30 protein-coding genes are annotated in these 26,752 nt (G+C 66.8%); 13 read left to right on the top strand and 17 right to left on the bottom strand.

Annotated elements, in window-relative coordinates:
• Nucleotides 1-32 precede the first annotated feature (32 nt).
• A complete protein-coding gene (locus tag H7J93_RS18230) occupies nt 33-989 on the top strand; it encodes a GlxA family transcriptional regulator (protein ID WP_267307686.1) in 957 nt (318 codons plus the stop codon).
• On the opposite strand, the gene H7J93_RS18225 is transcribed toward H7J93_RS18230, so the two are convergent.
• Complete coding sequence (locus H7J93_RS18225) at nt 986-1,924, bottom strand: SDR family NAD(P)-dependent oxidoreductase (RefSeq protein WP_267307685.1); 939 nt, start codon at nt 1,922-1,924, stop codon at nt 986-988. The genes H7J93_RS18230 and H7J93_RS18225 overlap by 4 nt on opposite strands.
• A 77-nt stretch (nt 1,925-2,001) precedes the next feature.
• Between H7J93_RS18225 and H7J93_RS18220 the strand changes: the two genes are divergently transcribed.
• The 3 genes from H7J93_RS18220 to H7J93_RS18210 are packed head-to-tail and all read left to right on the top strand — an operon-like array spanning nt 2,002 to nt 4,434.
• A complete protein-coding gene (locus H7J93_RS18220) occupies nt 2,002-2,529 on the top strand; it encodes a gamma carbonic anhydrase family protein (protein ID WP_267307684.1) in 528 nt (175 codons plus the stop codon).
• A 40-nt stretch (nt 2,530-2,569) separates the two neighbouring features.
• The gene (locus tag H7J93_RS18215) at nt 2,570-3,715 is read left to right on the top strand and encodes an NAD(P)H-binding protein (protein ID WP_267307683.1); all 1,146 of its coding nucleotides are present in this window, start codon (nt 2,570-2,572) and stop codon (nt 3,713-3,715) included.
• A complete protein-coding gene (locus H7J93_RS18210) occupies nt 3,712-4,434 on the top strand; it encodes a CPBP family intramembrane glutamic endopeptidase (RefSeq protein ID WP_372507932.1) in 723 nt (240 codons plus the stop codon). Before H7J93_RS18215 ends, H7J93_RS18210 begins: the two co-directional genes overlap by 4 nt.
• On the opposite strand, the gene tet(V) is transcribed toward H7J93_RS18210, so the two are convergent.
• Nucleotides 4,431-5,684, bottom strand: coding sequence for a tetracycline efflux MFS transporter Tet(V) (tet(V), locus tag H7J93_RS18205; protein WP_267307849.1), 1,254 nt, complete (start codon nt 5,682-5,684; stop codon nt 4,431-4,433). The two genes, H7J93_RS18210 and tet(V), sit on opposite strands and share 4 nt — an antisense overlap.
• Before the next feature lie 112 nt (nt 5,685-5,796).
• Nucleotides 5,797-6,615 carry an enoyl-CoA hydratase gene (locus H7J93_RS18200; protein ID WP_267307682.1) on the bottom strand — a complete coding sequence of 273 codons (819 nt, stop codon included), beginning with the start codon at nt 6,613-6,615 and terminating at the stop codon, nt 5,797-5,799.
• An 87-nt stretch (nt 6,616-6,702) separates the two neighbouring features.
• Between H7J93_RS18200 and H7J93_RS18195 the strand changes: the two genes are divergently transcribed.
• The 3 genes from H7J93_RS18195 to H7J93_RS18185 are packed head-to-tail and all read left to right on the top strand — an operon-like array spanning nt 6,703 to nt 9,560.
• Nucleotides 6,703-7,794: a CaiB/BaiF CoA transferase family protein gene (locus H7J93_RS18195; RefSeq protein WP_267307681.1), complete on the top strand. Its 1,092-nt coding sequence runs from the start codon at nt 6,703-6,705 to the stop codon at nt 7,792-7,794.
• A gap of 18 nt (nt 7,795-7,812) precedes the next feature.
• Complete coding sequence (locus H7J93_RS18190; RefSeq protein ID WP_267307680.1) at nt 7,813-8,565, top strand: 3-hydroxyacyl-CoA dehydrogenase; 753 nt, start codon at nt 7,813-7,815, stop codon at nt 8,563-8,565.
• Nucleotides 8,562-9,560 (top strand): NAD(P)H-dependent flavin oxidoreductase, encoded by a 999-nt coding sequence (locus tag H7J93_RS18185; protein WP_267307679.1) that lies wholly within the window; start codon nt 8,562-8,564, stop codon nt 9,558-9,560. The genes H7J93_RS18190 and H7J93_RS18185 overlap by 4 nt, the downstream gene beginning before the upstream one ends.
• A 93-nt stretch (nt 9,561-9,653) precedes the next feature.
• Here H7J93_RS18185 and H7J93_RS18180 read toward each other — a convergent pair whose 3' ends face one another.
• Together H7J93_RS18180 and H7J93_RS18175 are read right to left on the bottom strand one after the other, a co-directional pair.
• Complete coding sequence (locus H7J93_RS18180; protein ID WP_110810410.1) at nt 9,654-9,785, bottom strand: hypothetical protein; 132 nt, start codon at nt 9,783-9,785, stop codon at nt 9,654-9,656.
• Nucleotides 9,786-9,895: 110 nt separating this feature from the next.
• Nucleotides 9,896-10,435, bottom strand: a complete 540-nt coding sequence (locus H7J93_RS18175) for a DoxX family protein (RefSeq protein ID WP_267307678.1) — start codon at nt 10,433-10,435, stop codon at nt 9,896-9,898.
• A 158-nt stretch (nt 10,436-10,593) separates the two neighbouring features.
• Between H7J93_RS18175 and H7J93_RS18170 the strand changes: the two genes are divergently transcribed.
• From H7J93_RS18170 to H7J93_RS18160, 3 genes are read left to right on the top strand one after another with little or no spacing between them, the layout of a single operon-like run.
• Nucleotides 10,594-12,873, top strand: a complete 2,280-nt coding sequence (locus H7J93_RS18170; RefSeq protein WP_267307677.1) for an MMPL family transporter — start codon at nt 10,594-10,596, stop codon at nt 12,871-12,873.
• Nucleotides 12,870-13,547, top strand: a complete 678-nt coding sequence (locus H7J93_RS18165) for a TetR/AcrR family transcriptional regulator (protein WP_267307676.1) — start codon at nt 12,870-12,872, stop codon at nt 13,545-13,547. The genes H7J93_RS18170 and H7J93_RS18165 overlap by 4 nt, the downstream gene beginning before the upstream one ends.
• Entirely contained in the window at nt 13,531-14,163 is a 633-nt protein-coding gene (locus tag H7J93_RS18160; RefSeq protein WP_267307675.1) for a class I SAM-dependent methyltransferase, read from the top strand. The genes H7J93_RS18165 and H7J93_RS18160 overlap by 17 nt, the downstream gene beginning before the upstream one ends.
• A gap of 60 nt (nt 14,164-14,223) precedes the next feature.
• Here H7J93_RS18160 and H7J93_RS18155 read toward each other — a convergent pair whose 3' ends face one another.
• Together H7J93_RS18155 and H7J93_RS18150 are read right to left on the bottom strand one after the other, a co-directional pair.
• On the bottom strand, nt 14,224-15,078 hold the full coding sequence (locus H7J93_RS18155) for a type IV toxin-antitoxin system AbiEi family antitoxin domain-containing protein (protein WP_267307674.1): 855 nt from the start codon (nt 15,076-15,078) through the stop codon (nt 14,224-14,226).
• A 103-nt stretch (nt 15,079-15,181) separates the two neighbouring features.
• On the bottom strand, nt 15,182-15,895 hold the full coding sequence (locus tag H7J93_RS18150) for an NAD-dependent deacylase (RefSeq protein WP_267307673.1): 714 nt from the start codon (nt 15,893-15,895) through the stop codon (nt 15,182-15,184).
• A 35-nt stretch (nt 15,896-15,930) separates the two neighbouring features.
• On the opposite strand from H7J93_RS18150, the gene H7J93_RS18145 reads away from it, so the two are divergent.
• The gene (locus H7J93_RS18145) at nt 15,931-16,296 is read left to right on the top strand and encodes an Rv1152 family transcriptional regulator (protein ID WP_267307672.1); all 366 of its coding nucleotides are present in this window, start codon (nt 15,931-15,933) and stop codon (nt 16,294-16,296) included.
• On the opposite strand, the gene H7J93_RS18140 is transcribed toward H7J93_RS18145, so the two are convergent.
• The 3 genes from H7J93_RS18140 to H7J93_RS18130 all read right to left on the bottom strand — a co-directional run bounded on the left by H7J93_RS18140 (nt 16,293) and on the right by H7J93_RS18130 (nt 18,512).
• A complete protein-coding gene (locus H7J93_RS18140; RefSeq protein ID WP_276022142.1) occupies nt 16,293-17,069 on the bottom strand; it encodes a class I SAM-dependent methyltransferase in 777 nt (258 codons plus the stop codon). The two genes, H7J93_RS18145 and H7J93_RS18140, sit on opposite strands and share 4 nt — an antisense overlap.
• A gap of 80 nt (nt 17,070-17,149) precedes the next feature.
• Nucleotides 17,150-17,671 carry a DUF1697 domain-containing protein gene (locus H7J93_RS18135; protein ID WP_267307670.1) on the bottom strand — a complete coding sequence of 174 codons (522 nt, stop codon included), beginning with the start codon at nt 17,669-17,671 and terminating at the stop codon, nt 17,150-17,152.
• 19 nt (nt 17,672-17,690) lie between these two features.
• Complete coding sequence (locus tag H7J93_RS18130) at nt 17,691-18,512, bottom strand: class I SAM-dependent methyltransferase (RefSeq protein WP_267307669.1); 822 nt, start codon at nt 18,510-18,512, stop codon at nt 17,691-17,693.
• A 31-nt stretch (nt 18,513-18,543) separates the two neighbouring features.
• On the opposite strand from H7J93_RS18130, the gene H7J93_RS18125 reads away from it, so the two are divergent.
• The gene (locus tag H7J93_RS18125; protein ID WP_267307668.1) at nt 18,544-18,987 is read left to right on the top strand and encodes a PPOX class F420-dependent oxidoreductase; all 444 of its coding nucleotides are present in this window, start codon (nt 18,544-18,546) and stop codon (nt 18,985-18,987) included.
• 40 nt (nt 18,988-19,027) lie between these two features.
• Complete coding sequence (locus H7J93_RS18120; protein ID WP_267307667.1) at nt 19,028-19,195, top strand: DUF5302 domain-containing protein; 168 nt, start codon at nt 19,028-19,030, stop codon at nt 19,193-19,195.
• Here H7J93_RS18120 and H7J93_RS18115 read toward each other — a convergent pair.
• The 7 genes from H7J93_RS18115 to H7J93_RS18085 form a co-directional block, all read right to left on the bottom strand.
• Complete coding sequence (locus tag H7J93_RS18115; protein WP_267307666.1) at nt 19,192-20,400, bottom strand: MFS transporter; 1,209 nt, start codon at nt 20,398-20,400, stop codon at nt 19,192-19,194. The two genes, H7J93_RS18120 and H7J93_RS18115, sit on opposite strands and share 4 nt — an antisense overlap.
• A 106-nt stretch (nt 20,401-20,506) precedes the next feature.
• Nucleotides 20,507-22,156 carry a monocarboxylic acid transporter gene (locus H7J93_RS18110; protein WP_267307665.1) on the bottom strand — a complete coding sequence of 550 codons (1,650 nt, stop codon included), beginning with the start codon at nt 22,154-22,156 and terminating at the stop codon, nt 20,507-20,509.
• Entirely contained in the window at nt 22,153-22,488 is a 336-nt protein-coding gene (locus H7J93_RS18105) for a DUF485 domain-containing protein (RefSeq protein WP_267307848.1), read from the bottom strand. The genes H7J93_RS18110 and H7J93_RS18105 overlap by 4 nt, the downstream gene beginning before the upstream one ends.
• A gap of 150 nt (nt 22,489-22,638) precedes the next feature.
• Complete coding sequence (locus H7J93_RS18100; protein ID WP_267307664.1) at nt 22,639-24,378, bottom strand: sodium/solute symporter; 1,740 nt, start codon at nt 24,376-24,378, stop codon at nt 22,639-22,641.
• Nucleotides 24,375-24,749 (bottom strand): hypothetical protein, encoded by a 375-nt coding sequence (locus H7J93_RS18095; RefSeq protein ID WP_267307663.1) that lies wholly within the window; start codon nt 24,747-24,749, stop codon nt 24,375-24,377. Before H7J93_RS18095 ends, H7J93_RS18100 begins: the two co-directional genes overlap by 4 nt.
• Nucleotides 24,742-25,503 (bottom strand): LytR/AlgR family response regulator transcription factor, encoded by a 762-nt coding sequence (locus tag H7J93_RS18090; protein WP_267307662.1) that lies wholly within the window; start codon nt 25,501-25,503, stop codon nt 24,742-24,744. Before H7J93_RS18090 ends, H7J93_RS18095 begins: the two co-directional genes overlap by 8 nt.
• Nucleotides 25,500-26,711, bottom strand: coding sequence for a sensor histidine kinase (locus H7J93_RS18085; RefSeq protein ID WP_267307661.1), 1,212 nt, complete (start codon nt 26,709-26,711; stop codon nt 25,500-25,502). Before H7J93_RS18085 ends, H7J93_RS18090 begins: the two co-directional genes overlap by 4 nt.
• Between the last annotated feature and the right edge of the window lie 41 nt (nt 26,712-26,752).

Here is a 26,752-nt window from a genome sequence, read left to right as displayed (position 1 = left end):
ATCATTCGTCAAAAACATGCCAAACTGGGTGCGTGCACCGCATCGCCGTCCTGCTCCTGCCGCCCGTCGTGGGTTTCGATGCCAGCATCGCGCCGCTGCTGTTCTCGAACGCACACGACGCCGATGGCAAGCCGCTCTACGACGTGGTGACGTGCGCACTGTCCCGCGACCCCGTGCCCGCGACGACCGGCTTCGCGGTGGTAGCCGAGGCCGGCCAGGAGGCCCTGGCGACCGCCGACACCGTGGTCGTCCCGGGCACCCGCTATCCGCCGGCGCGGATCGACGGCACGCTGGAGCCCGACGTCGCCGCAGCGCTGGCGCTGATCCGTCCCGGCACCCGACTCGTGTCGATCTGCACCGGGGCGTTCGTGCTCGCGGCGGCGGGACTGCTCGACGGACGCCCGGCCACCACCCACTGGCGATTCGCCGACGACCTCCGCCGCTTGCACCCGCGTGTGCGCGTCGACGAGAACGTGCTCTTCGTCGACGACGGTGACGTCCTCAGTTCAGCGGGGCTTGCGGCCGGAATCGACTTGTGTCTGCACATCATTCGATCCGACCACGGTGCGCAGGTGGCCAATGCGGTCGCAAAGTACTGCGTCGTGCCGCCGTGGCGCGAGGGCGGCCAGGCGCAGTTCATCGAACGGCAGATGCCCGCACCCGATCACTCCTCGACCGCGGCGACGCGCGAGTGGGCACTCCAGCATCTCGACGACGAGCTGACGGTGCAGCGGCTCGCCCGGCACGCCAAGATGAGTGCGCGCACGTTCAACAGGCGCTTCCGCGAAGAGACCGGCCAGGCGCCCGGGACGTGGATCCGCAACCGCCGCATCGACCTTGCCCGCGAACTCCTTGAGTCACAAGACCATTCGGTCGACGAGGTGGCCAGACTGTCGGGCCTTGGGTCTGGCGGAAACCTTCGCCATCACCTGCGTCGCGGCGTCGGGATGTCGCCGTCGAGTTACCGCAAGGTCTATCAGGGCGCCTAGGCGTCTTCGGGCACCGCGACGGCGCAGAGGCTCTCCGAGACGTCCCACAGCTGTCGGGCGCGCGCGTCGTCCACCGCGTACCGTGCGACGTCCTCTTGTATGCGGCAGTCCGCGAGATACACCGAGCCGACGTCGGCGAGATCGCCGCTGACCGCAGCCCACACCTGCGTGGCCGCGCCGAACTCGGGCACCGTGAAATCGCGACGGACGTCGACCTTCTCCTGGTTGGGATCCGACGGTGCGAACTGCGTAAGCGCGGTGAAGTCGTCGCGGGTCATGTGGCGCGCGAGCGAAGTCGCCACAATTCCCGGGTGCACGGCATAGGCCCTGACACGTTGGTCGCGCAGCCGCCGGTCCAGTTCGACCACGTGCAGGATGTTGGCCGTCTTCGACGCACCGTAGGCGGCGAACTTGTCGTACTCCCGACGCTGCCAATTCGGGTCATCGAGGTCGATGTCGGAAAGCCGGTGGCCATCCGACGACAGCGTGACGATCCGCGCGCCGCCTGCGGCAACGAGTTGGGGTATCAGCAGCCGGGTGAGCTCGAAATGTCCGAGATGGTTTGTGCCGAACTGCATTTCAAAGCCTTCGGCCGTCCGGCCGAACGGGGTGAACATCACTCCTGCGTTGTTCATCAGCACGTGGATCGCGGGCGCAGCGGTGCTTATCGCCTCCGCCGCCGAACGGACCGACGCCAGCGATGTGAGGTCCAATTCGACGGTCGACGTCAGCGCGCCCGGGATCTCGGCGCGGATCCACGCCTCGGTGTCGTCGAGCGCCTGCCGATTGCGCGCGGCGAGGATGACGTGCGCACCGGTCTTGGCGAGTGCCCGTGCCGATTCGCGGCCCAGTCCTGCCGACGCCCCGGTGACGACGCAGACCTTGCCGGCGAGGTCGACGCCGTCGACGACCTCGAGTGCTGTCGGAGATGTCATCGGGTCAGGATGTCATGATCGGCGATCAAAGCGCACCGACGTCCGACCGCGGGTCGGCGCCTGCATACGATGCGTGCATGCCTGAGCCGCTGCTCCTGACCATCCGCGGTCGCGCGCCCGCACTGCACGCCGAGAGTTGGGTGGCGCCGAACGCGAGCCTGATCGGTCAGGTGTCGCTCGCCGCGAGGGCCAGCGTCTGGTACGGCGCCACCCTGCGCGCGGAGGCCGAACCCATCGAGATCAACGCCGGCACCAACATCCAGGACGGGGTCACCATCCACGTCGACCCCGGATTTCCGGTGCGCATCGGCGCCAACGTCAGCGTCGGGCACAACGCCGTTCTGCACGGATGCGAGGTCGAGGACGGTTGCCTCATCGGGATGGGCGCGGTGATCCTCAACGGCGCCAAGATCGGCGCAGGATCGCTGATCGCCGCCAGCGCGTTGGTGCCGCAGGGTTTCGTCGTACCGCCGCGATCGCTGGTGGCAGGAGTGCCCGGCAAGATTCGGCGCACTCTCAGCGACGCCGAAGTCGCGCACAATCGGCACAACGCGCAGGTGTACCAGGCGCTCGTCGAGTTGCACCGCGTCGCCGACAGCTCCTGATCGAGGTTGTGATTCGGTTGTCTCGGGGTACAGCCCTACCGTGAGCAACGAGCGAATACTGGTGACCGGCGCGACCGGCTATGTCGGATCGCGGCTCGTGACCGCCCTGCTCGACGCGGGTCACGACGTCGTCGCCGCCACCCGAAACCCTGCCCGACTGGCCGACTTCGGCTGGCACGACCGCGTCAAGGGCGTCGCGTTGGACGCGCACAACGCCGAATCGGTGCGGCACGCCTTGGACGCGGCGGGCCCGGTGGACGTCGTCTACTACCTGGTGCACGGGATAGGGCAGCCCGGCTTTCGCGAAGCGGACAACCGAGCGGCGGCCACTGTGGCGAACGCGGCGAAGGCGGCCGGCGTCCGTCGCATCGTGTACCTCGGCGGGTTCGTCCCCGACGACGACAACCTCTCCGAACATCTGAGCAGCCGCGCCGAAGTCGCCGAGTCGCTCAGCGTGGCCGGCGGCCCCGACGTCGTCTGGCTGGGTGCGGCGATGATCATCGGGTCGGGCTCGACGTCGTTCGAGATGTTGCGTTATGTCGCCGACCGATTCCTGCTGATGCCGATGCCCGGGTGGTCGGTCAATCCGATCGACCCGATCTCGATTCGCGACGTCGTCTACTACCTGGTCGCCGCTGCCGGGGCCGACGTGCCCGCCGGCGCGTACGACATCTGCGGGCCGGAGACCACGTCGTACGCCGATCTCCTTCGGACGTACGCGCGGATCGCCGGTAAGTGGCGCGCCGAACTGCCCGTCAACGGCGTGGACACCGGGCTGGTGTCGTTGGTGACGTCGGCGGTGCTGCCGGTGCCCGGCGGGCTGGCCTCCGATCTCGTCGAGTCGCTGGACCATCCAATGCTGGCCTCCGGCAACGGTCTTCGTGATCTGGTACCCGATCCTCCCGGCGGCCTCGTCGGGATCGATGAGGCGATCGCGCGGGCGCTGTCGAGCCGTAAGCCGCAACCGGTCGACGCACTCGCCGATCCGCACCACCTGGCTGACACCGACCCGACATGGGCGGGCGGCGACACCTTCCGCATCCGGCAATTGGCCAGCTCAATCACCCCGTCGTTCGCGCGGCCGGCGCTGGCGCTGCTCGGTGCCGTGCCGGGCCCGGTCGCCGCGGCGGTGCGCACCGGACTCGACACAGCCATCGGCCTTGTCCCGAAGGTGAAGTCGGCGTGACCCAGCCCGCCACGACGCGGCCGCGATGGCTGGCCGAAGCCAAGGACATCATCGGCGCGTGCCCGGTGCCGCATCACGAGCCACCCTCGGTGATCCGGCGCAGACGCATCGTCGTCGCGGTCGTGTTGGTGATCGGCGCTGCGCTGCTCGGGTACTCGCTGACCCGGCCGCCGGGAGACAGTTCGTTCTACTGGCTCACGCTGGCGTTGGCCGGGGTGTGGGCGGTCGGCGCGTTGGCGTCGGGCCCGCTGCATCTCGGCTGTATTCGATTCCGTGGACGCAACCAGCGTCCGTGGCTCACCGGGACGGCTGTCGGCTTGGTGCTGGGTGCCGTATTCATCGTCGGTGGCTTGATCGCCCGCGAGATTCCCGGTGTGCGCGAATACATCACCCGCGTACTGGAATTCGCTGACTACGGGCCGCTGCTGCTGGTCACGTTCATCACGGTCGTCAACGGTGTGGCCGAGGAGATGTTCTTCCGTGGCGCGCTGTACACCGCGCTGGGACGCTTCCATCCGGTGCTGGTGTCGACGGTTCTCTACGTCATCGCGACGGCTGTCACCACGGGCAACCCGATGCTCGGCGTGGCGGCGATCATTCTCGGCACGGTGTGTGCGTTCGAGCGCCGAGCGACCGGGGGAGTGCTCGCACCGATGCTGACCCACTTCTTCTGGGGTCTGGTCATGGTGCTCGCACTTCCCCCGATGTTCGGCGTTTAACGCAGCGGGTGCGCCAACTCGTCGCGCCGCATCTTCGCCGCGTACATCGCGACCGCCGCCAGCACCACCGGCGCGAGGCCTGCCACGAGGAAGATCGTCTGCATCGAAACGACTTTCGACAGCGGGCCGACGATCGCGAACGACACCGGCATGAAGGCCAGTGAGACGAAGAAGTCCAGGCTCGACACCCGGCCCAGCATCTCCCGCGGGACCCGTCGCTGCAGCAGTGTGCCCCAGATGACCATGCCCGCCCCGTCCGTGACGCCGATGACGAACGTCGCGACCGCCATCAATGTGAACGACGACGTGAAGCCGACGATCACCAACGGGATGGAGCCGACGCCCCACATCGCCATCATCACCGTGAGGTAGCGACGTGGCAGCCGGCGCGATGACACCCCAAGCGCGCCAAGGGCGCTGCCCATTCCGAAGAACGCCAGGATGAAGCCGTAGGCGCTCGCGCCGTCGTGGAACCGGTCGTTGGCGATGAACGGCAGCAGCACCTCGATGGGGCCCAGCACCACGAGCACGAACATGCTCGCGAACAGCAACGTCCACACCAACCACGGCGTGCGCAGCATGAAGACGAAGCCGTCGCGCAGATCGTGCACCAGGTGCATACGCTCCTGGACCGGTTCGGGGGCAGGCGTTTTGGCGGGTCTGTTGGCGATCAGCAGCACCAGGCCAACGGCGAACAACGCCGCGACGACGACCGAGCCCAGCGCCGGCATCGTCGCACCCACAAGCATGCCCGCGACCGCGGGACCGACGGCGCGCTGAAACACAGGGCGCACCACACCTTCGACTCCGTTGGCCGCCAACAGTTGTTCGGCGGGCAGGATCCTCGGCAGGATGGCGCTGTAGGCCGGGAAGAAGAACGCCGCTGCGATACCCAACGCCGCAGCGGCGACGGCCATGTGCCAGATCTGCAATGCGCCGGTCAGTCCCAGCACCGCGACCACCGAGGTGACGGTGACGTTGACGGCCTCGACGACGATGATGATCGCGCGCTGATCGAAGCGATCGGCGGCGATTCCGCCGACCAGCAGGAAGGCGACCAAGCCAACGCCCAGGCATGTCGCGACAAGCGAAAGTGCCGCCGGGTCGTTCTTGAGCTCGATGACCTGCAGCGCCATCACGACGGCCCACATGCCCTCGGCGAAGATCGACAGTGAAACGGCGGCGATGAGGAGGCGGTAATCGCGGCTCTGGAACGGTGCGAGTACGCGCCAACCGCCGGCGGCGCGCACCGGCTGTTCGATCTCGAATTGCGTACTCACCTATCGATGGTCGCTGACCGGTTGACCCCGAGTCCACCGATTTTCAATTGCCGAGTGCACTCTTGTTCGCGGGCTTACGCGGCTAGGAGTCGGTGAAGTTCGCCTGCCGTCGCTCCTGGAAGGCGCGCGCGCCCTCATGGAAATCGGGTGAATCGAGCAGCACCAGTTGGCCCTCGGTCTCGCGGCCGATGGCCGCCTCGAGCTCCGTCAGCGTTGCGGCGTTGATCGCGTGCTTGGTCTTGCGCAGCGACACGGCGGGTCCGTTCAGCAGTGTGGCGATCACCTTGTCGGCCTCGGCCTCGAGTTCCTCGGCCGGATGCACGGCGGACACGAGGCCCCAATCGAAGGCATCGTGGGCGCTGATGCGTTCGGCCATCAACGCCATCCGCATGGCCCGGATGCGACCGACCGCCGCAGCGATCAACGCCGATGCGCCACCGTCGGGCATCAGTCCGATCTTGGTGAACGCCAACATGAAGTACGCCTTCTCCGACGCGACGACGACGTCGGACGCGAGCGCCAATGACACCCCGACCCCCGCGCACGGGCCCTGCACGACCGCAACCACGGGCTGCGGCACGTTGACGATCGCTCGCGCGGCGTCGTTGGCCGCCCTGAGCACCGATTCGGGTCCGTCTTCCGATTTCTGCGCCTGGTCCTTGTCGCTGATGCCCGCCCCTGACGAGAAGCCCCGGCCGGAGCCGCCCAGGCGGACAACCTTGACCCGTGGGTCGGTGCCGGCCTGCTCGAGAGTCGAGGTGATCGTCCGGAACATCGCGGCGGTCAGCGAGTTGAGGCTGTCCGGCCGGTTCATGGTCAGGTGCAGAACGCCGCCCTTCAGCTCGACGAGCAGGTCGTCGATGCCGGTGTACGTCTGCCCGCTCGAGTCGACGGTTGTCATGGCTGCACCCTAGGACTGATCCACTTGGTTATACAAGTAAGCTATGTCGGCGATCCGGGAGCGTTAGTCCAACGAAGGGCGGTAAGCATGGCGGGACCACTACATGGGTTGCGGGTGATCGAACTCGCGAGCATCGGACCCGGGCCGCACGCATCGATGATCCTTGGCGATCTCGGCGCCGACGTGGTGCGCATCGAGCGGCCGGGCAAGCTGGGCGGCATCCCGCTGAGCAAGCGTGAGGCCACGCTGCGAAACCGCCGGTCGGTGGCAGCCGACCTCAAGAGCGACGAGGGGCGCGAACTCGTGCTGCGGCTCGTCGCGAAGGCCGACGTGCTGATCGAGGGCCTGCGCCCCGGCGTCACCGAACGGCTCGGCCTGGGTCCGGAGGACTGCGCAAAGGTCAACGAACGGCTGATCTACGGACGCATGACGGGCTGGGGCCAGACCGGACCCCGCCGACTGCAGGCCGGCCACGACATCAACTACATCTCGCTCAACGGTGTGCTGCACTCGATCGGGCGGGCGGGTGAGCGCCCCGTCCCGCCGCTGAACCTGACCGGTGACTTCGGCGGCGGCTCGATGTTCCTGCTCGTCGGCATCCTGGCGGCGCTGTTCGAGCGGCAGTCCTCGGGCAAGGGTCAGGTGGTCGACGCCGCGATGATCGACGGCTCCAGCGTGCTGGCGCAGATGATCTGGGGCTTCCTGCAGGACGGGCTCTGGAAAGACGAGCGCGGGGTCAACATCCTCGACGGTGGCGCGCCCTACTACGACACGTACACCTGCGCCGACGGCCGCTACATCGCCGTCGGGTGCATCGAGCCGCAGTTCTACGCCGAGTTCCTCAAGGGCCTCGGTCTCGAGAACGCCGACCTGCCGGACCAGAACGACGCGAGCCGCTGGCCTGAACTGCGCGCGAAGTTCACCGAGGTCATCGCGAGCAAGGACCGCGACCACTGGGCCAAGGTGTTCGCCGAGAGCGACGCCTGCGTGACACCCGTGCTGTCGTTCAGCGAGGTCGAGTCCGAACCGCATGTCACCGAACGCAACACCTTCTATCGCGACGGTGACTTCCTGCAGCCGATGCCGGCGCCGCGGTTCTCCCGAAGCGTGCCGCCGAAGCCCACACCACCCGGCGAAGCCGGAGCGGACACCGAAGCCGTCTTACGAGACTGGGCCTAGAGAAAGGAACACCCTCAAGTGGAGATCAAGGACGCCGTAGCCGTCGTCACCGGTGGCGCATCGGGCCTCGGCCTGGCCACCACCAAGCGACTGCTCGACAGGGGCGCATCCGTCGTCGTCATCGACCTCAAGGGCGAAGAGGCCGTCGCCGCGCTCGGTGATCGCGCCAAGTTCGTCGAGACCAACGTCACCGACGAAGCCGCGGTGGGCAAGGCCCTCGACGTCGCGGAGTCGATGGGTCCGCTGCGCATCAACGTCAACTGCGCGGGCATCGGCAACGCCATCAAGACGCTGTCCAAGGACGGCCCGTTCCCGCTCGACGGCTTCAAGAAGGTCATCGAGGTCAACCTGATCGGTACGTTCAACGTGCTGCGGTTGGCCGCTGAGCGCATCGCCAAGACCGAGCCCCTCGGCGAGGAGCGCGGCGTCATCATCAACACCGCGTCCGTCGCGGCGTTCGAGGGCCAGATCGGTCAGGCGGCCTACTCCGCGTCTAAGGGCGGCGTGGTCGGGATGACGCTGCCGATCGCGCGTGACCTGTCGCGCGAGTTGATCCGCGTGTGCACCATCGCGCCCGGTCTGTTCAAGACTCCGCTGCTCGGTTCCCTGCCAGAAGAGGCGCAGGCCTCGTTGGGCAAGCAGGTGCCGCATCCCGCGCGCCTCGGTGATCCCGACGAGTACGGCGCGCTGGCTGTGCACATCGTCGAGAACCCGATGCTCAACGGTGAGGTGATCCGTCTGGACGGGGCGATCAGGATGGCGCCCCGATGAGCATCAACACGAAGTTCACCGAAACCTTCGGGATCGAGCATCCCGTTGTGCAGGGTGGCATGCAGTGGGTCGGCCGTGCGGAACTCGTTGCGGCCGTGGCGAATGCGGGTGCGCTGGGGTTCATCACGGCGCTGACGCAGCCGACGCCGGCGGATCTGGCCAAGGAGATCGACCGGTGCCGCGAGCTGACCGACAAGCCGTTCGGTGTGAACCTGACGATCCTGCCGACGATCAACCCGCCGCCATACGACGAGTACCGGCAGGTGATCGTGGATTCGGGCGTCAAGATCGTCGAGACTGCGGGCTCCAACCCCGCACCGCATCTGCCGATGTTCCATGACAACGGCATCAAGGTGCTGCACAAGTGCACCTCGGTGCGGCATGCGGTCAAGGCGCAGAGCCTGGGTGTGGACGGCATCAGCATCGACGGGTTCGAGTGCGCCGGCCATCCCGGCGAGGACGACATCCCGGGTCTTGTGCTGATCCCTGCCGCCGCGGCCAAGATCGACATCCCGATGATCGCCTCGGGTGGGTTCGCGGACGGGCGTGGCCTGGTCGCCGCGCTGGCACTGGGCGCCGACGGCATCAACATGGGTTCACGGTTCATGTGCACCGTCGAGTCGGCCATCCACCAGAAGGTCAAGGAAGCGATCGTGGCGGGCAGCGAGCTCGACACCGAGTTGATCTTCCGCCCGCTGCGTAACACCGCCCGCGTCGCGAGCAACGCGGTGTCACGCGAGGTGGTGGAAATCCTCAACCGTGGCGGTCAGTTCGAGGACGTCAAGGATCTGGTCGCGGGATCGCGTGGGGTCAAGGTCTACGAGGTGGGCGACCTGGATGCCGGCATCTGGTCGGTGGGCACCGCGATGGGGCTGATCAACGACATCCCGACCTGCGAAGAGTTGGTGTCCCGCATCGTCGCCGACGCCGAGGAGATCATCACCGGCAGGCTCAGCGGAATGCTCGAGGTGGACGAGGAAGAGAACGTCGCTTAGAGCGGGAATTCAGAAAACAGGAATCAACGCATAGAGGCCCCGGTACGGGGCAACCATCACGGAAAAACGCGCGCCCGCCGGGCGCGCGTTTTTTCAGACCGCGGTGGGCAGTGGGTGCTCGTCGTCGAGCTGCTCCGACGTGTCGCCCTCTACCAGGAAATCACCGTGGTAGAGCGCCTCGAAGTCAACCTTGATGACATCAGCACTGGTGTCGTCGATCCACATGTACTGAACAGTAACCATCGCCATTAAGGAATCTTTGAGTCACGATTCGGAAAACAGTGGCAATTCTTACTCCCGGGTAGGGTCCGGGTGTCCTGGGAGATCGCTGGGTTTCAGCTGGTCGGCGAGCTGAAGTGGATCGGGTTCGTCCCGTTCAGCAGTATCCACGTCAGGATCGCTGCGGCGATCGCGATGACCAACAACCCGACCGCGAACCGCGCCGGCCACACCGTCCGGCCCAAGATGCGCGCGTCGAGCGACAGCGCACCCGCGCCGGTGAACAGTAGCGTCGTCGCACCGAGCGCGATCAGAAACGGTGCGTTGAACAGGTCGTACCAGACAGCCGCGGCCGAGACGTTGACCGCCCACGCGTCGACCATCGCCGCGATGACGGCGCACGCCGCCAGCGGCGTCAGCACGCCCAGCAGCAATCCAACCCCGCCGAGCGTCTCGGCGGCCGTCACCATCAGTGCGGCAAGCGTCGACGGCTGCCATCCGCCTGCCTCCATGAAGCCGGTGGTGGTGCTGAAATCGAAGGCTTTCCGCAGACCGGCGTACAGCATGGACGCGCCTAACCCGATCCGCAGGATCAGGAGGCCGATGTCGGTCAGCGGCGTGGTCGAGGTGGTCGTGTCGGCGGGCGAGGTAGTCATGCAGCAATAGACCCGCGGCGCCCCCGAATCTCATCGGGCTGGCGATTGAACGTCTTGGCGGTCCGTCCCGTGGCTAAGGGCAGGACCTTGCCGCAGTAAGTTATCGCTGATAAGTTATCTGCGATATCCAACGCCTGATCTCATGGGGAGGACGCGACGTGCTTCACCGCATCGCACTGCTGGCGATCGCCGCGCCAAGGCGCATCGTGGCCATCGCAGCATTGGTGATGGTGGCCTGCGGGATCTTCGGCATCCCCGTCGCCAAGAGCCTGTCCGCCGGCGGCTTCCAGGACCCGACGTCCGAATCGACGCGGGCGACACAGCTGCTGGTCGACAAGTTCGGTCAGGGCGACATGGAGCTCGTCATCAGCGTTACCGACGCCGACGCACCCGCGGGAGCGCAGAGTCCCGCCGCCCGCGCCGTCGCCACCGACATCATCACGCAAATGCAGGAAGCGCCGGGCGTCGCACAGGTGACCTCGGCGTGGACCGCGCCGCCGTCGGCCGCGCCCGCGCTCGTGAGCAAGGACGGCAAGACGGGTCTCATCGTCGCCGGTCTCACCGGTGGGGAGACCGGCGCGCAGAAGCACGCCAAGGAACTCACCGCGCGACTTGTCCACGACCGCGACGGCGTGACGGTGCGTGCGGGCGGTGAGGCGATGATCTACGTGCAGATCAACGCGCAGACCGAGAAAGACCTGCTGACGATGGAAGCCATCGCCATCCCGCTGAGCTTCCTCGCGTTGGTCTGGGTGTTCGGCGGCGTGCTGGCCGCGGCACTGCCGCTTGCTATCGGCGGGTTCGCGATCCTCGGATCGATGGCGGTGCTGCGTGCCGTCACGTTTGTCACCGATGTGTCGATCTTCGCGATGAACCTCACTATCGCAATGGGTTTGGCGCTCGCCATCGACTACTCGCTGCTGATCATCAGCAGGTACCGCGAGGAGCTCGCCGAGGGCGCGGACCGGGACCGGGCGCTGATCCGCACCATGACGACCGCGGGGCGGACGGTGCTGTTCTCGGCGCTGACCGTCGCGTTGTCGATGGTGGCGATGGTGCTGTTCCCGATGTACTTCCTCAAGTCGTTCGCTTACGCGGGGATCGCCGTCGTGACGTTCGCGGCCGTCGCCGCAATCGTGGTGGCGCCCGCGGCGATCGTGTTGCTGGGCGATCGACTGGACGCGCTGGACACCCGACGGTTGTTCCGCCGTCTGCTCCGCCGGCCCGAACCGGTGCGCAAGCCGGTCGAGCAGACGTTCTGGTACCGCAGCACGAAATTCGTTATGCGCCGGTCGATTCCGATTGCCGTCGCCATCGTCGCCCTCCTTCTGCTTCTCGGTGCCCCGTTCCTGGGCATCAAATGGGGCTTCCCGGACGATCGCGTGCTGCCGCAATCCGCCTCGGCGCGCGAGATCGGTGACGATCTGCGCAACGACTTCGCCGTCGACTCGTCGACCAATGTCGTCGTCGTGTTGCCCGAGACCGAGGGAGTGACGCCTGCCGAACTCGATCGCTACGCGGCGGCACTCTCACAGGTCGTCGACGTGTCATCGGTGTCCGCTCCAGGCGGTGCGTTCGTCGACGGCCGACTGGTCGGCCCGCCCGCCGATGCCACCGCGATGAAAGACGGCAGCGCCTTTTTGACCATCGGCAGCACCGCGAAGCTGTTCACCGACGCGTCCAACGCCCAACTCGACGCGATACACGCCGTTGCCGCACCCGACGGAAAGCCGGTGCTTGTCACCGGGGTGGCGCAGATCAATCGCGAGAGCTCGGAAGCCGTCACATCGCGACTGCCCCTGGTCCTCGGAGTGATCGCGGGCATCACGTTCGTGCTGCTGTTCCTGCTCACCGGAAGCGTGGTGCTGCCGCTCAAGGCGTTGGTGCTCAACGTGTTATCGCTGACTGCTGCGTTCGGCGCACTGGTTTGGATCTTCCAGGACGGGCATCTGGGTGCGCTGGGCACCACACCCACCGGAACACTTGTCGCGAACATGCCGGTGCTGTTGTTCTGCATCGCGTTCGGGCTGTCGATGGACTACGAAGTATTCCTGGTGTCGCGGATCCGCGAATTCTGGTTGAAGTCAGGCAGGACGCGCGCCGACAACGACGAGAGCGTGGCGCTGGGTCTCGCCAGGACGGGACGCGTCGTTACCGCGGCCGCGCTGCTGATGTCGATCTCGTTCGCCGCGCTGATCGCCGCACAGGTGTCCTTCATGAGAATGATGGGTGTCGGTATGACATTGGCCATCATCGCTGATGCCACACTGGTGCGTATGGCGTTGGTTCCCGCATTCATGCACATGTTCGGGCGGTGGAACTGGTGGGCGCCCAAGCCCCTGGCCAAGCTGCACGAGCGGATCGGGTTCAGCGAATCAGGTGACGATCCCGCGCTGGCCGCGGGAACGCGGACCGAGGAAACCGTCACCTCCCGATGAAGCGACGACGTGCGCCGCGCGGCTCAGGTGAGCAACTCCGCGACGAGATTCTGGACGCGACTACGGATCTCCTGCTGGAAACCGGTCACGCCAAAGACGTGTCGATCAGGTCGGTGGCGCAACGGGTCGGGGTGACCCCACCCTCGATCTATCTCCATTTCACCGACAAGGACGCCCTGCTGGACGCGGTGTGTGCACGGTACTTCGAGAAGCTCGATGAGGAGATGCAGGCGGCCGTCGCCAGTCATTCCTCGGCCATCGATGCCCTGCGTGCGCAGGGGCTGGCCTACGTCCGCTTCGCGGTGAAAACCCCTGAGCTGTATCGGATCGCGACGATGGGGGAGGGTCGGCCGGGGTCCGATGTGGACATGGTGCTGAACACGTCGGCGTTCGTTCATATCCGCAACACCGCGGAGACCTTGATGGCCGAAGGCATCCTGCCGGAGGGCGATTCGACCACCATCGCGCTGGAACTGTGGACGGCCGCGCACGGGGTGGCGGCGATGTTCATCTCGCGGCCATACTTGCCCTGGGGTGAGACCGAGGAATTCGCCGACCGTGTGCTGAAAGCCGTCGTCGTGGGAGAGATCGTGGGGGGCGCGGTCGGTCCCGCGACCGCCCCGCAAGATGCCGTGGCCCAGTTGAAGGGACTCCTGAATGTCCGAAACAGTTGACAACCCGTTCTTCGCCCGGTTGTGGACCGTGATGTCCGCACACGAGACCGAGGCCATCCGGCGGCTGCGGCAGCAGAACTTGGCGGGGCTGTCCGGTCGCGTGCTCGAGGTGGGTGCGGGGACGGGAACGAACTTCGAGTTCTACCCCGAAACGGTGACGGAAGTCGTTGCTGTCGAACCAGAGCGACGGCTGGCCGAGCTGGCTCAGCAGGCGGCCGCTGCGGCGCCGGTGCCCGTCACGGTCAGCAGCGACACGGTGGAGCAGTACCTCGCGTCCGGCAGTGAGCCGTTCGACGCCGTGGTGTGCTCGCTCGTGTTGTGCTCCGTCGACGACCCCGAACGTGTTCTGCGGGAGCTGCATTCGCTGTTGAAACCGGGCGGCGAGCTTCGCTATCTGGAGCACATCGCCAGCAGCGGTTGGCGCGCGCAAGTGCAGAAGTTTGCCGACAGGACGTTCTGGCCGCGGCTGCTGGGAAACTGTCACACGCATCGTCACACCGAGCAGAGCATCATCGGCGTCGGGTTCGCGGTGTCGCAGGCGCGGCGCGAGTGGACGATGCCCGCGTGGCTGCCGTTGCCGGTGGCGGAGTTCGCGATCGGCCGCGCGGTCAAATAACGGCGATTTGTGTGCATCGAGGAGCGGTGAGCGCTCCTAAACGCACACAAATCGCTGGGGTTAGCCGATTGCGTGGTTGATTTCAGCGATGACGCGCTCGGGGTACTCGGTGAGGTCCAGCCACGTGAAGCGCAGTACTTTCCACCCTCGCAACGTGATGATGTTCTGCCGCTGACGGTCGGCGACGAAGACGTCGGCGTCGCTGTGAAACGCCAAACCGTCGACCTCGATGGCCACCTTGAGTTTGGGAAATGCGACGTCAACGATGAAGCCGCCGACCGGATGGTTGGCACGCCAGCCCGTAATGCGATTTTGCCGAAGGAGTTTCACGAGCAGTCGTTCGGCTTCGGAGCGCGCACCGTCCGAGGCTGCTTTTAGCAGCCGCCGTGCGGCGGGTGAGCCGTGCCGCCCCTTGTTGCGTAGGTGAGCGCGCCAAAGTTCGCGCAGATCGACATGGCGCTGAAGCGCCGCATCCATCAATGCGGCTCCGCCGCGAAATCGTACGGCGGCTTCGACGACCGTCAAGGCCAATTCGGTGACCCGCAAGCCGTTTCGCTCGACGACGTCCCTCGGTGCCAAGTCGCGGCGGCGCATACGGACGCCATCGCGGCGGGGATGGTGGCTTGTCTTCGGCACAGTGACTTCGACGATTTCGGGCGGGAACTTCGTCAAACCCTGCCACCACGCCGCTGCCAATCCGCTGGCGGCAGCTTGGAGTCCGTAGCCCCAGACCGCGGCTCTCACCCGTGCGGCATCGGTGAAGGGGCGGTCGTCGGCGAAGTACACGCCCGGGTAGCAGCGCCGCCAATGGCCGGTACGTATGCGCCGATCGACCGCGTGCCTACTCAACCCCGCACGCTGTGCTTGCTCGAGCGTGATGACCCCGTCGTGTTGGCGTAGAAAATCTGCGACCACGCCAGGGGTTGACGCTGTAGGCGCTCAAACGGTTCCATTTCCGGCGATTTGTGTGCATCTAGGAGCGGTGAGCGCTCCTAAACGCACACAAATCGCCGGAGTTTCAGCCGAGGAGGGCGGGCAACCGCTGCAGGAGGCCGGGCAGCGCCCCCGCGGCGGTCTCCCGCAGCGACACCGTCGCGGTGGCTGACAGCGGCGTGGGTTCCGGATTCACCTCGACGACGACGGTGCCGCGGGCCACCGCCATCTCGGCCAGGCCCGCCGCGGGATAGACGATCGACGACGTGCCGACGACGATCACGATGTCGGCCCCCGCAACGGCTTCGACCGAGCGCTGCCACGCCTCGTCGGGCAACGCCTCACCGAACCACACCACATTGGGCCGGATCATCCCGCCGCACACACACCGCGGCGGGTCGACGGTCTCGACCGGTTCGGTCATCTCGGGCAGTTCGCCCGTGTAGGCGTTTTGGCAACGATCGCAACGGAATTCGAACAGGCTGCCGTGCAGGTGATACACGTTCTTGCTGCCGGCCCGCTCATGCAGATTGTCCACGTTCTGCGTGACGACGTGCACGTCGGCGTAGTCCTGCCAGGCGGCGACGGCGCGGTGGCCGTTGTTCGGGGCCACCGAACCCATCATGTAGTGGCGCCACAGATACCAGGCCCACACCCGTTCGGGGTGCGCCTGCCAGCCCTCTGAACTGGATATTTCGTACGGGTCCACCTTGGCCCACAAGCCGGTCTCGGCGTCGCGGAACGTCGGGACACCGCTCTCCGCCGAGATGCCCGCACCGCTGAGGACCGCTATTTGCACATGACCAAAGTAGCCGCTTAGGCGATACTGAGCACGTGACCAAGTTGGGGGATTGGGTGAATATCGATCACCGGACGTCTGGCCCCCTATTCGATCAACTCAGAACGCAGATCATCGACGGCGTGCGCGACGGTCGGCTGCCACCGGGCACCCGGCTGCCGACGGTCCGCGAACTCGCCGGCCAACTCGGCCTGGCGGTCAATACGGTGGCCCGTGCCTACCGTGAACTCGAGTCGGCCGGCGTACTCGAAACCCGCGGCCGCTTCGGCACATTCGTCGCCCGCGTCGACCCCGCCGATGCGACCATGGCCACCGCCGCCGCCACGTACGTGTCGGCAGCGAAGTCACTGGGCATCGGCAAAGAGGAAGCGCTGCGCTACGTCGAAGCCGCGTTCGGCTAGCCGAACTCCAGCAGCGTCGTCAGCGGGCGCACCGAATCGAACAGCGGAACGCGCTGCACGGCCCACGAGATGGTGTTGAAGGTTTTGCCGCGTCCAGGCGGCAGCGGTAAATCGTGCACCGCCCTGATGCCGGGCACCTCGTTGACGAGATTTGCCAGCTGCGACGGCGTCATGCTGAACGGCATCGCAGGCACCCGATAGCGCAGCGACGGCCGCAACACCCCGCGGGTTATCGCCTTGGCGAACCAGGCCGGCGGGAGGTCGAACATCATGCGACCACCCGGAAAGCGTTCGGCGCAGGCGGCGATCAACCCGAGCGCCTCGTCGGGCTGCAGATACATCAGCAGGCCCTCGGCGGTGATGAACACCCCTTCGTCCGTTGGCACCCTGTCCATCCACGTGAAGTCGAGCGCTGACTGTGCGCACATCTCGATCCGGTCCGACGGCGGCAGAAGCTTGCGCCGCAACTCGATCATGGGCGGGAGATCAACAGTGAGCCAACGGAATTCATAGCCCACGTCCGAAGCGTCGAGACGGTAGAAGCTGGTCTGCAGACCCTCGGCCAGCGCCACCACGGTGGCCCGCGGATGGTCGGTGAGGTAGCGGCGTGTCTCGCCGTCGAACGCGCGCGCACGGACCGCCATATCCTGACGCCGGCTCACGCCGAACTTCTCCCATGGGAAATCGATGGCGTCGACGAGCTTGATCGCCATCGGGTCGTCGATGATCGAATCCGGTCGGCTCGCCTCCGTGGCGCGCACCTTCAGCGTCATCAGCGCCGTCTCCGACACCCCGGTCAAGATCGCGCCGTCAACCTTTGCGGTCGAATCGATAGTCACACGGCCGAATGTACCTACCGCAGCACCTTCTCGACTGTGCGCAGGTTGCGGGTGGTCGTCGACGACTTGTACCGCTTCTTGCCCATCGTCTTGCCGATCGTGGTGTCCAGCGTGCCTTTGTTGGGCACCTGCCAGTAGAGGACCCCCTCGCCGCGCTGGATCTTCTCGTCGGGCCCCGCCTCTTCGCCGAGCGCCGCAAGTTCGTCGAGCACATCGGGGTCGGTGACGAAGGTGATGTAGGAGTGACGTCCCTCGACCTCGCGCTCGAACGGGTACCCCTCGGAGATGGACCGCACGGTGTCCAGGTCATATGCCAGCACCCACGCGTCGTAGCCGAACGCATCGCGCAACGCTTTCTCGGCCTTCTTTCTGACCGCGTCGACCCCGGAACGGCTGTCCATCACCACGTTGCCGCTGGCCAAAATCGTTTTCACGTTGGTGAATCCGGCGTCTTCGAATGCCTTGGCCACGTCAGCCATCTTCAGGTTGACGCCGCCGACGTTGACGCCGCGAAGAAAAGCGGCATATCTGGTCACAGGTCGAGCCTAGAACGGTCTATCCGAACTCCAGCAGCGTGATGCTGGGGCGATGCCGCCTCACGAAGCCGAGGCGGTCCAGCGCAGGGTTGGCAGCCAGCTTGAACAGGCCCCGTCCCGGCGGATAGGCGAAGTCGCGTGCGCCGCGCACGCCTGGAATGCGGCCGGCCAGGGCGACGGCCTCGTCGGCGGTGAGCCCGAACGGCATCGCTGGGGCGATGTAGCGGTCGGAGAGCTGCATCCCCTTGAGCGTGCGCCTGGAGAACCAGTGAGGGATGGAGTCGAACATCATCTGACCGCCGGGGAAGCGGGCCGCGCAGTCGCGGATCAGGCCCAGCGCGTCCTCTGGCTCGAGATACATCAGCAGCCCTTCGGCGGTGATGAACACCCCGTGTGAGTCGTCGACGCGGTCCATCCAGCTGAAGTCGAGCGCCGACTGGGCCAACGGCACGATCCGGTCGTCGGCGGGCAGGAGTTTCTGGCGCAGCGCCATGACGGGTGGGAGATCGACTGAGTACCAGGTCAATTCGTCGGCCACACCGGCGCGTTGCAGCCGCCAGAAACTGGTCTGCAGACCCTCGGCCAGCGCTACCACCGATGCCCGGGGATGCGCGGTCAGGTACGCGCTGGCGGCGGCGTCGAAGGCGACGGCCCGCAGCGCATGCGACTGGTTGGGTTTGCCGAACTTGAGGTAGTCGTAGGAGATCGCATCGAACAGCGTGACGGCCCATGGGTCGCGGATCGCCCCGTCGGAGCGCATGGCCTCGCTGGCGCGGTTGTGCAGCGTCCACAGCGTGGTGGCAGAGACGCCGTCGAGGCTGTTGCCGTCAATCGCGGTCATTCGCACGATGGTAGAGACGTAGGCTGCAGATATGGGACGTCACGTTTTCGACGACAAGCTCCTGGCGTTGATCGGCGGAAACTCGCTCGGCGTTCTGGCCACGATCAAGAGCGACGGCCGGCCGCAACTGTCGAACGTGTCGTATTACTTCGACCCGCGCAATCTGACGATCCAGGTGTCGATCACCGAGCCGCGGGCCAAGACCCGCAACCTGCGACGCGATCCGCGGGCGTCGATCCATGTCAGCTCGGACGACGGCTGGGCGTACGCGGTGGCCGAAGGCGTCGCGACACTCACCCCGCCGGCCGCGTCACCAAACGATGACACCGTCGAGGGGCTGATTGCGTTGTACCGCAATATCGCCGGTGAGCATCCTGACTGGGACGACTACCGGCGGGCGATGGTCGAGGACAGGCGGGTGCTGATGACGATGCCGATCTCGCACGTCTACGGCATGCCGCCGGGCAAGCGGTAAAGCAGGCGACGGGCCGGTGACGACGGGCTAGGCTGCCGTTATGCCTGATGCACCGGAAGACGACACCAAACGCAAGTTCCGGGAAGCGCTGGAGCGGAAAAAGGCCAAGTCGGCGGGCGGGTCCGACCACAAGGACAAGGGCGCCAAGCAGCCGCGGGCGCACGGACCGGTCGAGAATCGCCGCGAGTTCCGCCGCAAGAGCGGCTAGCCCGACTTCGTCGTCACCATCTCCGCGGACACGCGACGCGAATCACGGGCCTCTCGCGCCAGGATCGCCACCAAGCAGATCCCGGCGAGGATCGCCACTGCGACAGCGAAACTGACCCCTGCCGTACGCAGGCCCCATGCGCGGGCGGCCAGACCCTCCCCGACGACGGGCAGAGAGATGGCCACGTACGCGACGACGAAGTAGGTGGAGCTCACCTCGGCGCGGCGCTGCGCGGGTGTGCGTTCGACGACTGCGGCCAGTCCGCGGCTGAAGCTGATGCCTTGACCCACGCCGGACACGACAGCCGCGGCAATGAGCCCGACCAATGACGAGAAGTGAAGTGCCACAGCCAAAATGATCATGCCGATGACGAGGATCGCGCAACCGACCGCCACCGCGCGCTGCGGTGCCATGCCGCGGGCGGCCACTTGCGCCACCGCGGATGCGGCGAAGATCGAGCAGGCGATCATCCCGGCGACCGCGTTGTTGTCGATGCCGACGACGTCGGCCAGGAACGACGGCGCGACGGCAGTGAACAAACCCGTCACCGCGAACCCCGCGAATGCCGCGAGGCCGGCGATCACAAACACCGAACGCACCTCGGTGGGTACGGAGAGTCGCTGGACGCCGATGCCGCCCGTGCGCTGTGAGGTCTCCGGCACGATCAGCACCGCGAGACCGGCCAGCAGGGCCAGCGCGATGTGCACGACGAAGCTCAGGTGCAGCGGCGCGGGCGCGTACTGCACCAGGACGCCCGCGAGAAGCGGGCCGATGCCCAGCCCGCCGATGTTCGCAACGGTGGCGACCGCGGCGGCCTTGCTGCGCCAACTGGGCGGTGCCGCCTCGATCACCGCCGCGGTGGCCGTCCCCGTGAAGATCCCCGCGGACAGCCCGGACAGGACGCGGCCCACCAGGAGCGCACCTACCGAATCCGCGACCAGGAAGACCGCGGCCGACGCCAGTGCTGCGGCGACGCCCGCCAGGAGCATGGGTCGCCTGCCGATGGCGTCGGACCAGCGGCCGAACACGAGGAGCGCGAAGAGCACCCCGCCCGCGTACGCCGCGTAAATAACGGTCGTGGTCAGCACCGCGAACTGCAGGTTGTCGCCGTAGAGCGCATACATCGGCGTCGGCAACGTGGTACCGACCATGATCGCGGCGAAGGCGTAGGCCAGCAGCGGGAAGGCCAGGCGTTGCGAGGTCACGCTAGACAGTAGCGGTCGGGGCCCACCTCGTTATTCCGAGAAGCTGGATTCCAGCAGGGAGCTGTAAGGCTGTTCCCTGCTGGAATCCAGCTTCGGTGGGGAAGCGTCAGTGGCTGACGGCTTTCTCGGCGCCGACGCCGGTCAGGCAGCGCACCTCGAATTCGGCCGCGATCGCCGGATCGCCGCGATCGGGCGAACTCAGCGTGCCGACGATGCCCAGGATGAACGCCAGCGGGATCGACACGATTCCGGGGTTGGCGAGCGGGAACCAGGCGAAGTCGACGTTCGGCAACATCGCGGTCTTCGCGCCGGACACCGCGGGCGAGAAGATGATCAGGACGATCGTCGAGATGAGACCGCCGTACATGCTCCACAGCGCACCGCGGGTGTTGAACCGGGGCCAGTACAGCGAGTAGATGATCGTCGGCAGGTTCGCCGCGGCGGCCACCGCGAACGCCAGGGCGACCAGGAACGCGATGTTCTGCTCCGCGGCGAGGATGCCCAGGCCGATGGCGAGGATGCCGAGCACCACCACGGTGATGCGCGAAACCCGAACCTGCTCGCTCTCGCTGACCTGGTGGCTCTTCATCACACTCGCGTAGATGTCGTGCGCGAATGACGTTGCGGCCGTGATGGTTAGGCCTGCGACCACCGCCAGGATCGTCGCGAACGCGACCGCCGAGATGATGCCGAGCAGGACCACGCCACCGAGTTGGAATGCCAGCAGCGGGGCTGCGGCGTTCTGCCCGCCGGGCGCGGCGAGGATCGCATCGGGTCCGACCAGCGCCGCGGCGCCGTAGCCGAGCGCGAGGGTGAACAGGTAGAACGCGCCGATCAGCACGATCGCCCAGACCACCGATCGACGTGCCTCCTTGGCGGTCGGCACCGTGTAGAACCGCATCAACACGTGCGGCAGGCCCGCCGTGCCGAGCACCAGCGCCAGCGCCAGCGAGATGAAGTTGATCTGCGAAGTCAGCGACGCACCGTACTGCGCACCCGGTGCCAGCACGTCGCGGCTGGCGACGGCTTCGTTCGTCGACTGCGAGACCGCAGACTGCGCCGCACCGAGGATCTCGGAGAAGTTCAACCCGAACTTGGTGAGCACCCAGACCGTCATCATCGCCGCGCCACCGATCAGCAGCACCGCCTTGATGATCTGCACCCAGGTCGTTCCCTTCATGCCACCGATCAGCACGTAGACGATCATCAGCACGCCGACGACGGCAATGACCAGCGCCTGACCGATATCACTCGTGACGTTCAGCAGCAGCGCGACGAGGCCACCTGCGCCCGCCATCTGCGCCAGCAGGTAGAACAGGCACACGGCGAGGGTGGTGGTGGCGGCCGCCAGCCGCACCGGGCGTTGCTTGAGCCGGAAGCTCAGCACGTCGGCCATCGTGAATTTGCCTGCGTTGCGCAGCAACTCGGCGACCAACAGCAGGGCGACGAGCCAGGCCACCAGGAAGCCGATGGAATACAGGAACCCGTCATAGCCGTAAACCGCGATGGCGCCGGCGATTCCGAGGAAGCTGGCCGCGGACAAGTAGTCGCCGGAGATGGCGATACCGTTTTGCGGACCGGTGAAAGACCTTCCCGCGGTGAAGAACTCAGCGGCGGTCGCGTTCTTCTTGCTGGCGCGGATCACGATGAACAGCGTGACGGCGACGAAGAGCGCGAAGATGCCGATGTTGGCGACCGGGTTGCCGACGGTGGTGTCGGCGGCGAGGACGGTCACCGTATTGAACCTGTCGGTCATGCCGCACCGCCTTCGAGCTCGTTGCGGATCGCCGCCGCACGCGGGTCGAGTTCACGGTTGGCGAACCGGACGTACAGCGCGGTGATGAGGAACGTCGACACGAACTGGCCGAGGCCGATGACGATGCCGACGTTGACATTGCCCCAGACCTTGGTGGCCATGAAGTCGTGGGCGAACGCTCCGAGCAGAACGTAGACGGTGTACCAGAGCAGGAACAGCGCACTCATTGGGAACACGAAGCGACGCAATCTGCTTCGCAATTCTTGGAATTCGGGACTGGCCTGCACGGCCAGGTACTCCTCACCGCTGATGGCGGTTTCGGTGGTCGGCATCGTGTGCTCCTGAACGTCGAATGTGAACCGGCTCAACTGCAGAAACTAGATGAGATGCAGGTCACATACCCAGAGCTGGCGGCGCTCACACGGTGAAACCCGCAGGTGGTGCGGTGAGCGGTCGATCGGCGACGACGAACGGTGGCGCGGTCAGCCTCTTGGCACGCGTTCGACGCCCATGCCGAGCCGTTCCGGCACGTGCATACGGGCGAAGATCCGCGCGACGTCTGCGGGCGCTGAGGCGCGGGTGAGCCGACTGACCAGGATCATCGTCGCGAACGCCAGCGGCACGGTGACCGCGGCGGGGTAGCCGATCATCACTGCGGGCCAGCCACCGAGGACGTCGTCGTCGATCCCGCCTGCCACCGCCACCGTCACCGCGGTGCCCGACAGCATGCCTCCGACCACCAGCCCGCACGCAGCGCCCCACGCCGTCAGGCCACGCCACCAGATGCCGAGCACCAGCAGGGGGCACAGCGTGGACGCGGCGACGGCGAAGGCCAGTCCCACACTGCGCGACAGTTCCAAACCTCCTGTGGTGGCGAGCGACAGCGGGATCGGGATGAGCCCGCCCACCACCGCAGCAACCCGAAAGTCGCGGACCCGCCCGCGCAGCACGTCGGTGGCCAGGGCGCCCGCGATACTGACCAACAGCCCGGACGACGTCGACAGGAACGCTGCGATGGCCCCGGCGGCGACGAGCGCGGCGAGCAGTTGACCGGCGGCTCCGCCGATCGCACTGGACGGCGCGAGAAGGACCGCGGCATCGGCGTTGCCGGTGATCAGCACCCGCGGCACGTAGAGCCGCGAGAACACCCCGAGCAGGGTTGGAAACAGATAGAACAGCGACAACAGCGCGATGACCGCAAGCGCGGTACGTCGGGCCGCGCGGCCGTCGGGGTTGGTGTAGAAGCGGACCAGCACATGCGGTAAGCCCATGGTGCCCAGGAACGTTGCGACGATGATCGACAGCACCTGGTAGAGCGGATGGCCACCGCCGAGACCGCCGCCGGACGCGATCCAGTCGGCCCCGCTGCTGGGGGTGCCGGCCACGACCGGTGTCGCCGCACCCGCCGAGAGAGTCAGCGTGGTGCCCGCGTCGAGGGTGTGGTCGCCCGGTGTCGGAATCGGTTGGGCGTCAACAGGTATACCGTCGAGCATGCCGGTCACCATGATACCGGCGGGCTCGGCGACCCGCACCACCACATCGGTCTCGATTGCGACGGTCGTGTCCTGGGTGACCGTCGGAGGAAGTGGACCGCCGAGGTCGCCGCGATCGGTGACGAACAGGGCGAGCAGCGCCAGCGCGGGTATCGCTATCGCGGTCAGTTTCAACCAGTACTGGAACGCCTGGACGAACGTGATCGATCGCATGCCGCCTGCGACCACGTTCGAGATGACGATGGTGCCGACCACCAGCGGCCCCACCCAAACCGGTAGGCCCAGAAGGGCTTTCAGCGCCAGGCCGGCCCCCTGGTATTGCGGCACCAGATAGTAGACGCACACCACCACGACGACGAGCATGGTTACCTTGCGCAGCCGCGCCGACCGGAGTCGGAACTCGGCGAAATCCGGCACCGTGTAGGCGCCCGAACGGCGCAGCGGTGCGGCGACGAACAACAGCAGTCCGAGATAGCCCGCCGTGAAGCCGACCGGGTACCACAGCGCGTCGGCGCCGTACTTGGCGATCAGTCCGGCGACGCCGAGGAACGATGCGGCCGACAGGTATTCACCCGAGATCGCCGCGGCGTTCCACTGCGGTCCCACGGTGCGGGATGCGACGAGGAAGTCGGACGTGGTGCGGGAGAACCGAACTCCGTACACGCCGATCGAGACGGTGGCGATCACCGCGACGAGCAGCGCCGCAGCCGTCAGTGGTGAGCCGGTCATGGTTCGCTGTCGACGACGCCGACGAAGTCGCGCTCCGCCTGCTCGGCCAACCGCACATAGAGCCGTCCCACCCCGTAGAAGAACGGGTAGACCAGCACAGCGAGCACGAGCCAGTTGAGCCGGATACCGATGACGGTGATGGCGGCCAGATCCGGAAATGCCGTGTTGAGCAACGGAATCGCGACGACGGCACACACCACCACCGCGGCGAGTCGCAGCGCCAGGCCCAGCTGGGCGCGCACCAGGCCGCGCACCAGCGCATCGCCGACCAGGGTCTGTTCCTGAACCTCGACGCGTGTGCGCACCATGCGGGCCCCGCGCCGGTGGGCCAGCACAACCCGTTCGCGTTGGGGTTTCTCGTTGCTAGTCATCGGGTTTCAGGTTCCGCATCGGGTCGCGCACCACGCGGTCACGCAGTTCACGCACCTGGCGTCGGCTCACCGGAAGTTCAACCGCGGGGGAGGCGCCGTTGGCGCGCAGGCGCACCAGCACCCCGCCCGCGTTGGTCCGCAGCCCCGTGACCATGCGCAGCGCCACCAGGTAGGAACGGTGTACACGTTGGAAGCCTTTGTCCCGCCAACGGCTTTCGAGAGTGCTCAGCGGGATACGCACCAGGTGCGACCCAGATGCTGAGTGCAGCCGGGCGTAGTCGCCCTCGGCTTCCACCCAGCCGATGGTGTCCCGCGGCACCAGGTGCGTGACGCCGCCGAGCTCGGCGGGGATCACATCGTCGTCAGGTCTCTCGGGTTCGGTGGCCGTTCTGGTCATCACCCGCCGTATCGCCTCGTCCAGGCGGTCCTGCCGGATCGGCTTGAGTAGGTAGTCCAGCGCGCCGACGTCGAACGCGGCGACGGCCTTGTCGTCGTGCGCCGTCACGAACACGATGGCGGGCCGGTGCGAGAAGTTGGCGAGCACACCGGCGAGTTCGATGCCGGACAGTCCGGGCATGTTGATGTCGAGAAAGATCGCGTCGATGGGCCGTTGGTTGAGTTCGCGCAGCGCAGAGGTGGCATCACCGGCGCGCAGCACCTTTCCGATGTCGGCATGCTTCTCGAGGAGGTAGGCCAGCTCGTCGAGCGCGGGCGCCTCGTCGTCAACTGCGAGCACCGTCAAGGCCCTGGTCATGGCGCGTCCAACCCGAATGCTCCTCCGCCGGCCCGCACGCCCGAGCGGAACTTGGGTACCCGCATCACGACCTTGGTGCCTGCGCCGATTGCCGTTTCGACCACCAGACCGTAATCGTTGCCGAACGCCGCGCGCAGCCGATGGTCGACATTGGTCAGCCCGACGTGCGCGGAGTCCTTCTTGTCGTCGGCGAGGGCGTCGCCGGGTCCGGCGCGCAACGTGTCGGGGTCCATGCCGACGCCGTTGTCCTCGACGGTGATGACGCAGTCCGAACCCTCGTCGCGGGCGATGATCTCGATCTCGCCGCCGCCCTGCCCGGCGAATCCGTGCCGCACCGCGTTCTCGACCAACGGCTGCAGGGCGAGGAACGGTACGACGACGTTGAGCACCTCCGGCGCGACCTGAAGCTTGACCTTGAGGGCCTCACCGAAGCGCGCACGTTCGAGCGTGAGATACCGATCGATGTTGCGCAGTTCCTCGGCGAGTGTCGTGTACTGCCCGGCCGCGCGGAACGAGTAGCGGGTGAAGTCTGCGAATTCGAGGATGAGCTCGCGCGCGCGGTCCGGGTCGGTACGCACGAACGACGCAATTGTGTTGAGCGCGTTGTAGATGAAGTGCGGGCTGATCTGGGCGCGCAACGCCAGCACCTCGGCGCGGTCGAGGCGGGCGCGCGACGCGTCGAGCTCCGCCAGCTCGATCTGGCTGGCTGCGTAGCGAGCCACCTCGCCGACAGCGCCGAGCAGGCCAGGCGCGGGGGAGCGGGTGGTCACCACGACGAGCACGCCCAGTGCGTCGCCGCCCTCGGCGAGCAGCGGTTGTGCCAGGACGGTTGAAGTCCCCGCGTGGGTGAGGACCCGTCGTCCTCCGGAAATCGACTCGCCCGCGGCGCGCTCGCAGGCGTCGAGCACGGCCGAGGTCCACAGCGGCTCCTCGGGTGGATCCGATGCGAGCAGGCGACCGTCGACGTCGAAGACCGCCACGCCCTCGGTGCCGGTCAACCCGCGCAGGAAGGGGACTGCGGTGCCTGCGGAGTCGGTGTCCAGGCCCTGGCGCAGTGCGCGAGCGGCCAGCGAGGCGGTGTACAGCGCGGCATGCACGCCGCGCTCGGTGGGAGTGGCCACGACGCGGCGCGTGCGCACGGTGATGACCGCGGCCGCGACGGCGGCCAGAACCAGGATCGCCAGTACGATCGCGAGCTCGCCGGACATCTCACCTCACCAGGTGGTCGCACGGGCGACGCCCGTGGCGC

This window comes from Mycobacterium barrassiae (assembly GCF_025822765.1).
Taxonomy (GTDB): domain Bacteria; phylum Actinomycetota; class Actinomycetes; order Mycobacteriales; family Mycobacteriaceae; genus Mycobacterium; species Mycobacterium barrassiae.
Note: the sequence above shows the minus strand (reverse complement) of the source record. Positions and strands in the feature narration are given on the sequence as shown.

Bases quoted from the DNA above. Each gene is read 5' to 3' on its own strand.
- H7J93_RS18085 (WP_267307661.1), bottom strand. From the start codon at position 26,711: ATGTCCGGCGAGCTCGCGATCGTACTGGCGATCCTGGTTCTGGCCGCC.
- H7J93_RS18105 (WP_267307848.1), bottom strand. From the start codon at position 22,488: ATGCCGACCACCGAAACCGCCATCAGCGGTGAGGAGTACCTGGCCGTG.
- H7J93_RS18090 (WP_267307662.1), bottom strand. From the start codon at position 25,503: ATGACCAGGGCCTTGACGGTGCTCGCAGTTGACGACGAGGCGCCCGCG.
- H7J93_RS18140 (WP_276022142.1), bottom strand. From the start codon at position 17,069: ATGACGCTGAAGGTGCGCGCCACGGAGGCGAGCCGACCGGATTCGATC.
- H7J93_RS18125 (WP_267307668.1), top strand. From the start codon at position 18,544: ATGGGACGTCACGTTTTCGACGACAAGCTCCTGGCGTTGATCGGCGGA.
- H7J93_RS18095 (WP_267307663.1), bottom strand. From the start codon at position 24,749: ATGACTAGCAACGAGAAACCCCAACGCGAACGGGTTGTGCTGGCCCAC.
- H7J93_RS18165 (WP_267307676.1), top strand. From the start codon at position 12,870: ATGAAGCGACGACGTGCGCCGCGCGGCTCAGGTGAGCAACTCCGCGAC.
- H7J93_RS18120 (WP_267307667.1), top strand. From the start codon at position 19,028: ATGCCTGATGCACCGGAAGACGACACCAAACGCAAGTTCCGGGAAGCG.
- H7J93_RS18185 (WP_267307679.1), top strand. From the start codon at position 8,562: ATGAGCATCAACACGAAGTTCACCGAAACCTTCGGGATCGAGCATCCC.
- H7J93_RS18160 (WP_267307675.1), top strand. From the start codon at position 13,531: ATGTCCGAAACAGTTGACAACCCGTTCTTCGCCCGGTTGTGGACCGTG.
- H7J93_RS18100 (WP_267307664.1), bottom strand. From the start codon at position 24,378: ATGACCGGCTCACCACTGACGGCTGCGGCGCTGCTCGTCGCGGTGATC.
- H7J93_RS18180 (WP_110810410.1), bottom strand. From the start codon at position 9,785: ATGTGGATCGACGACACCAGTGCTGATGTCATCAAGGTTGACTTCGAG.
- H7J93_RS18225 (WP_267307685.1), bottom strand. From the start codon at position 1,924: ATGACATCTCCGACAGCACTCGAGGTCGTCGACGGCGTCGACCTCGCC.
- H7J93_RS18195 (WP_267307681.1), top strand. From the start codon at position 6,703: ATGGCGGGACCACTACATGGGTTGCGGGTGATCGAACTCGCGAGCATC.
- H7J93_RS18200 (WP_267307682.1), bottom strand. From the start codon at position 6,615: ATGACAACCGTCGACTCGAGCGGGCAGACGTACACCGGCATCGACGAC.
- H7J93_RS18130 (WP_267307669.1), bottom strand. From the start codon at position 18,512: ATGACCGCGATTGACGGCAACAGCCTCGACGGCGTCTCTGCCACCACG.
- H7J93_RS18110 (WP_267307665.1), bottom strand. From the start codon at position 22,156: ATGACCGACAGGTTCAATACGGTGACCGTCCTCGCCGCCGACACCACC.
- H7J93_RS18220 (WP_267307684.1), top strand. From the start codon at position 2,002: ATGCCTGAGCCGCTGCTCCTGACCATCCGCGGTCGCGCGCCCGCACTG.
- H7J93_RS18175 (WP_267307678.1), bottom strand. From the start codon at position 10,435: ATGACTACCTCGCCCGCCGACACGACCACCTCGACCACGCCGCTGACC.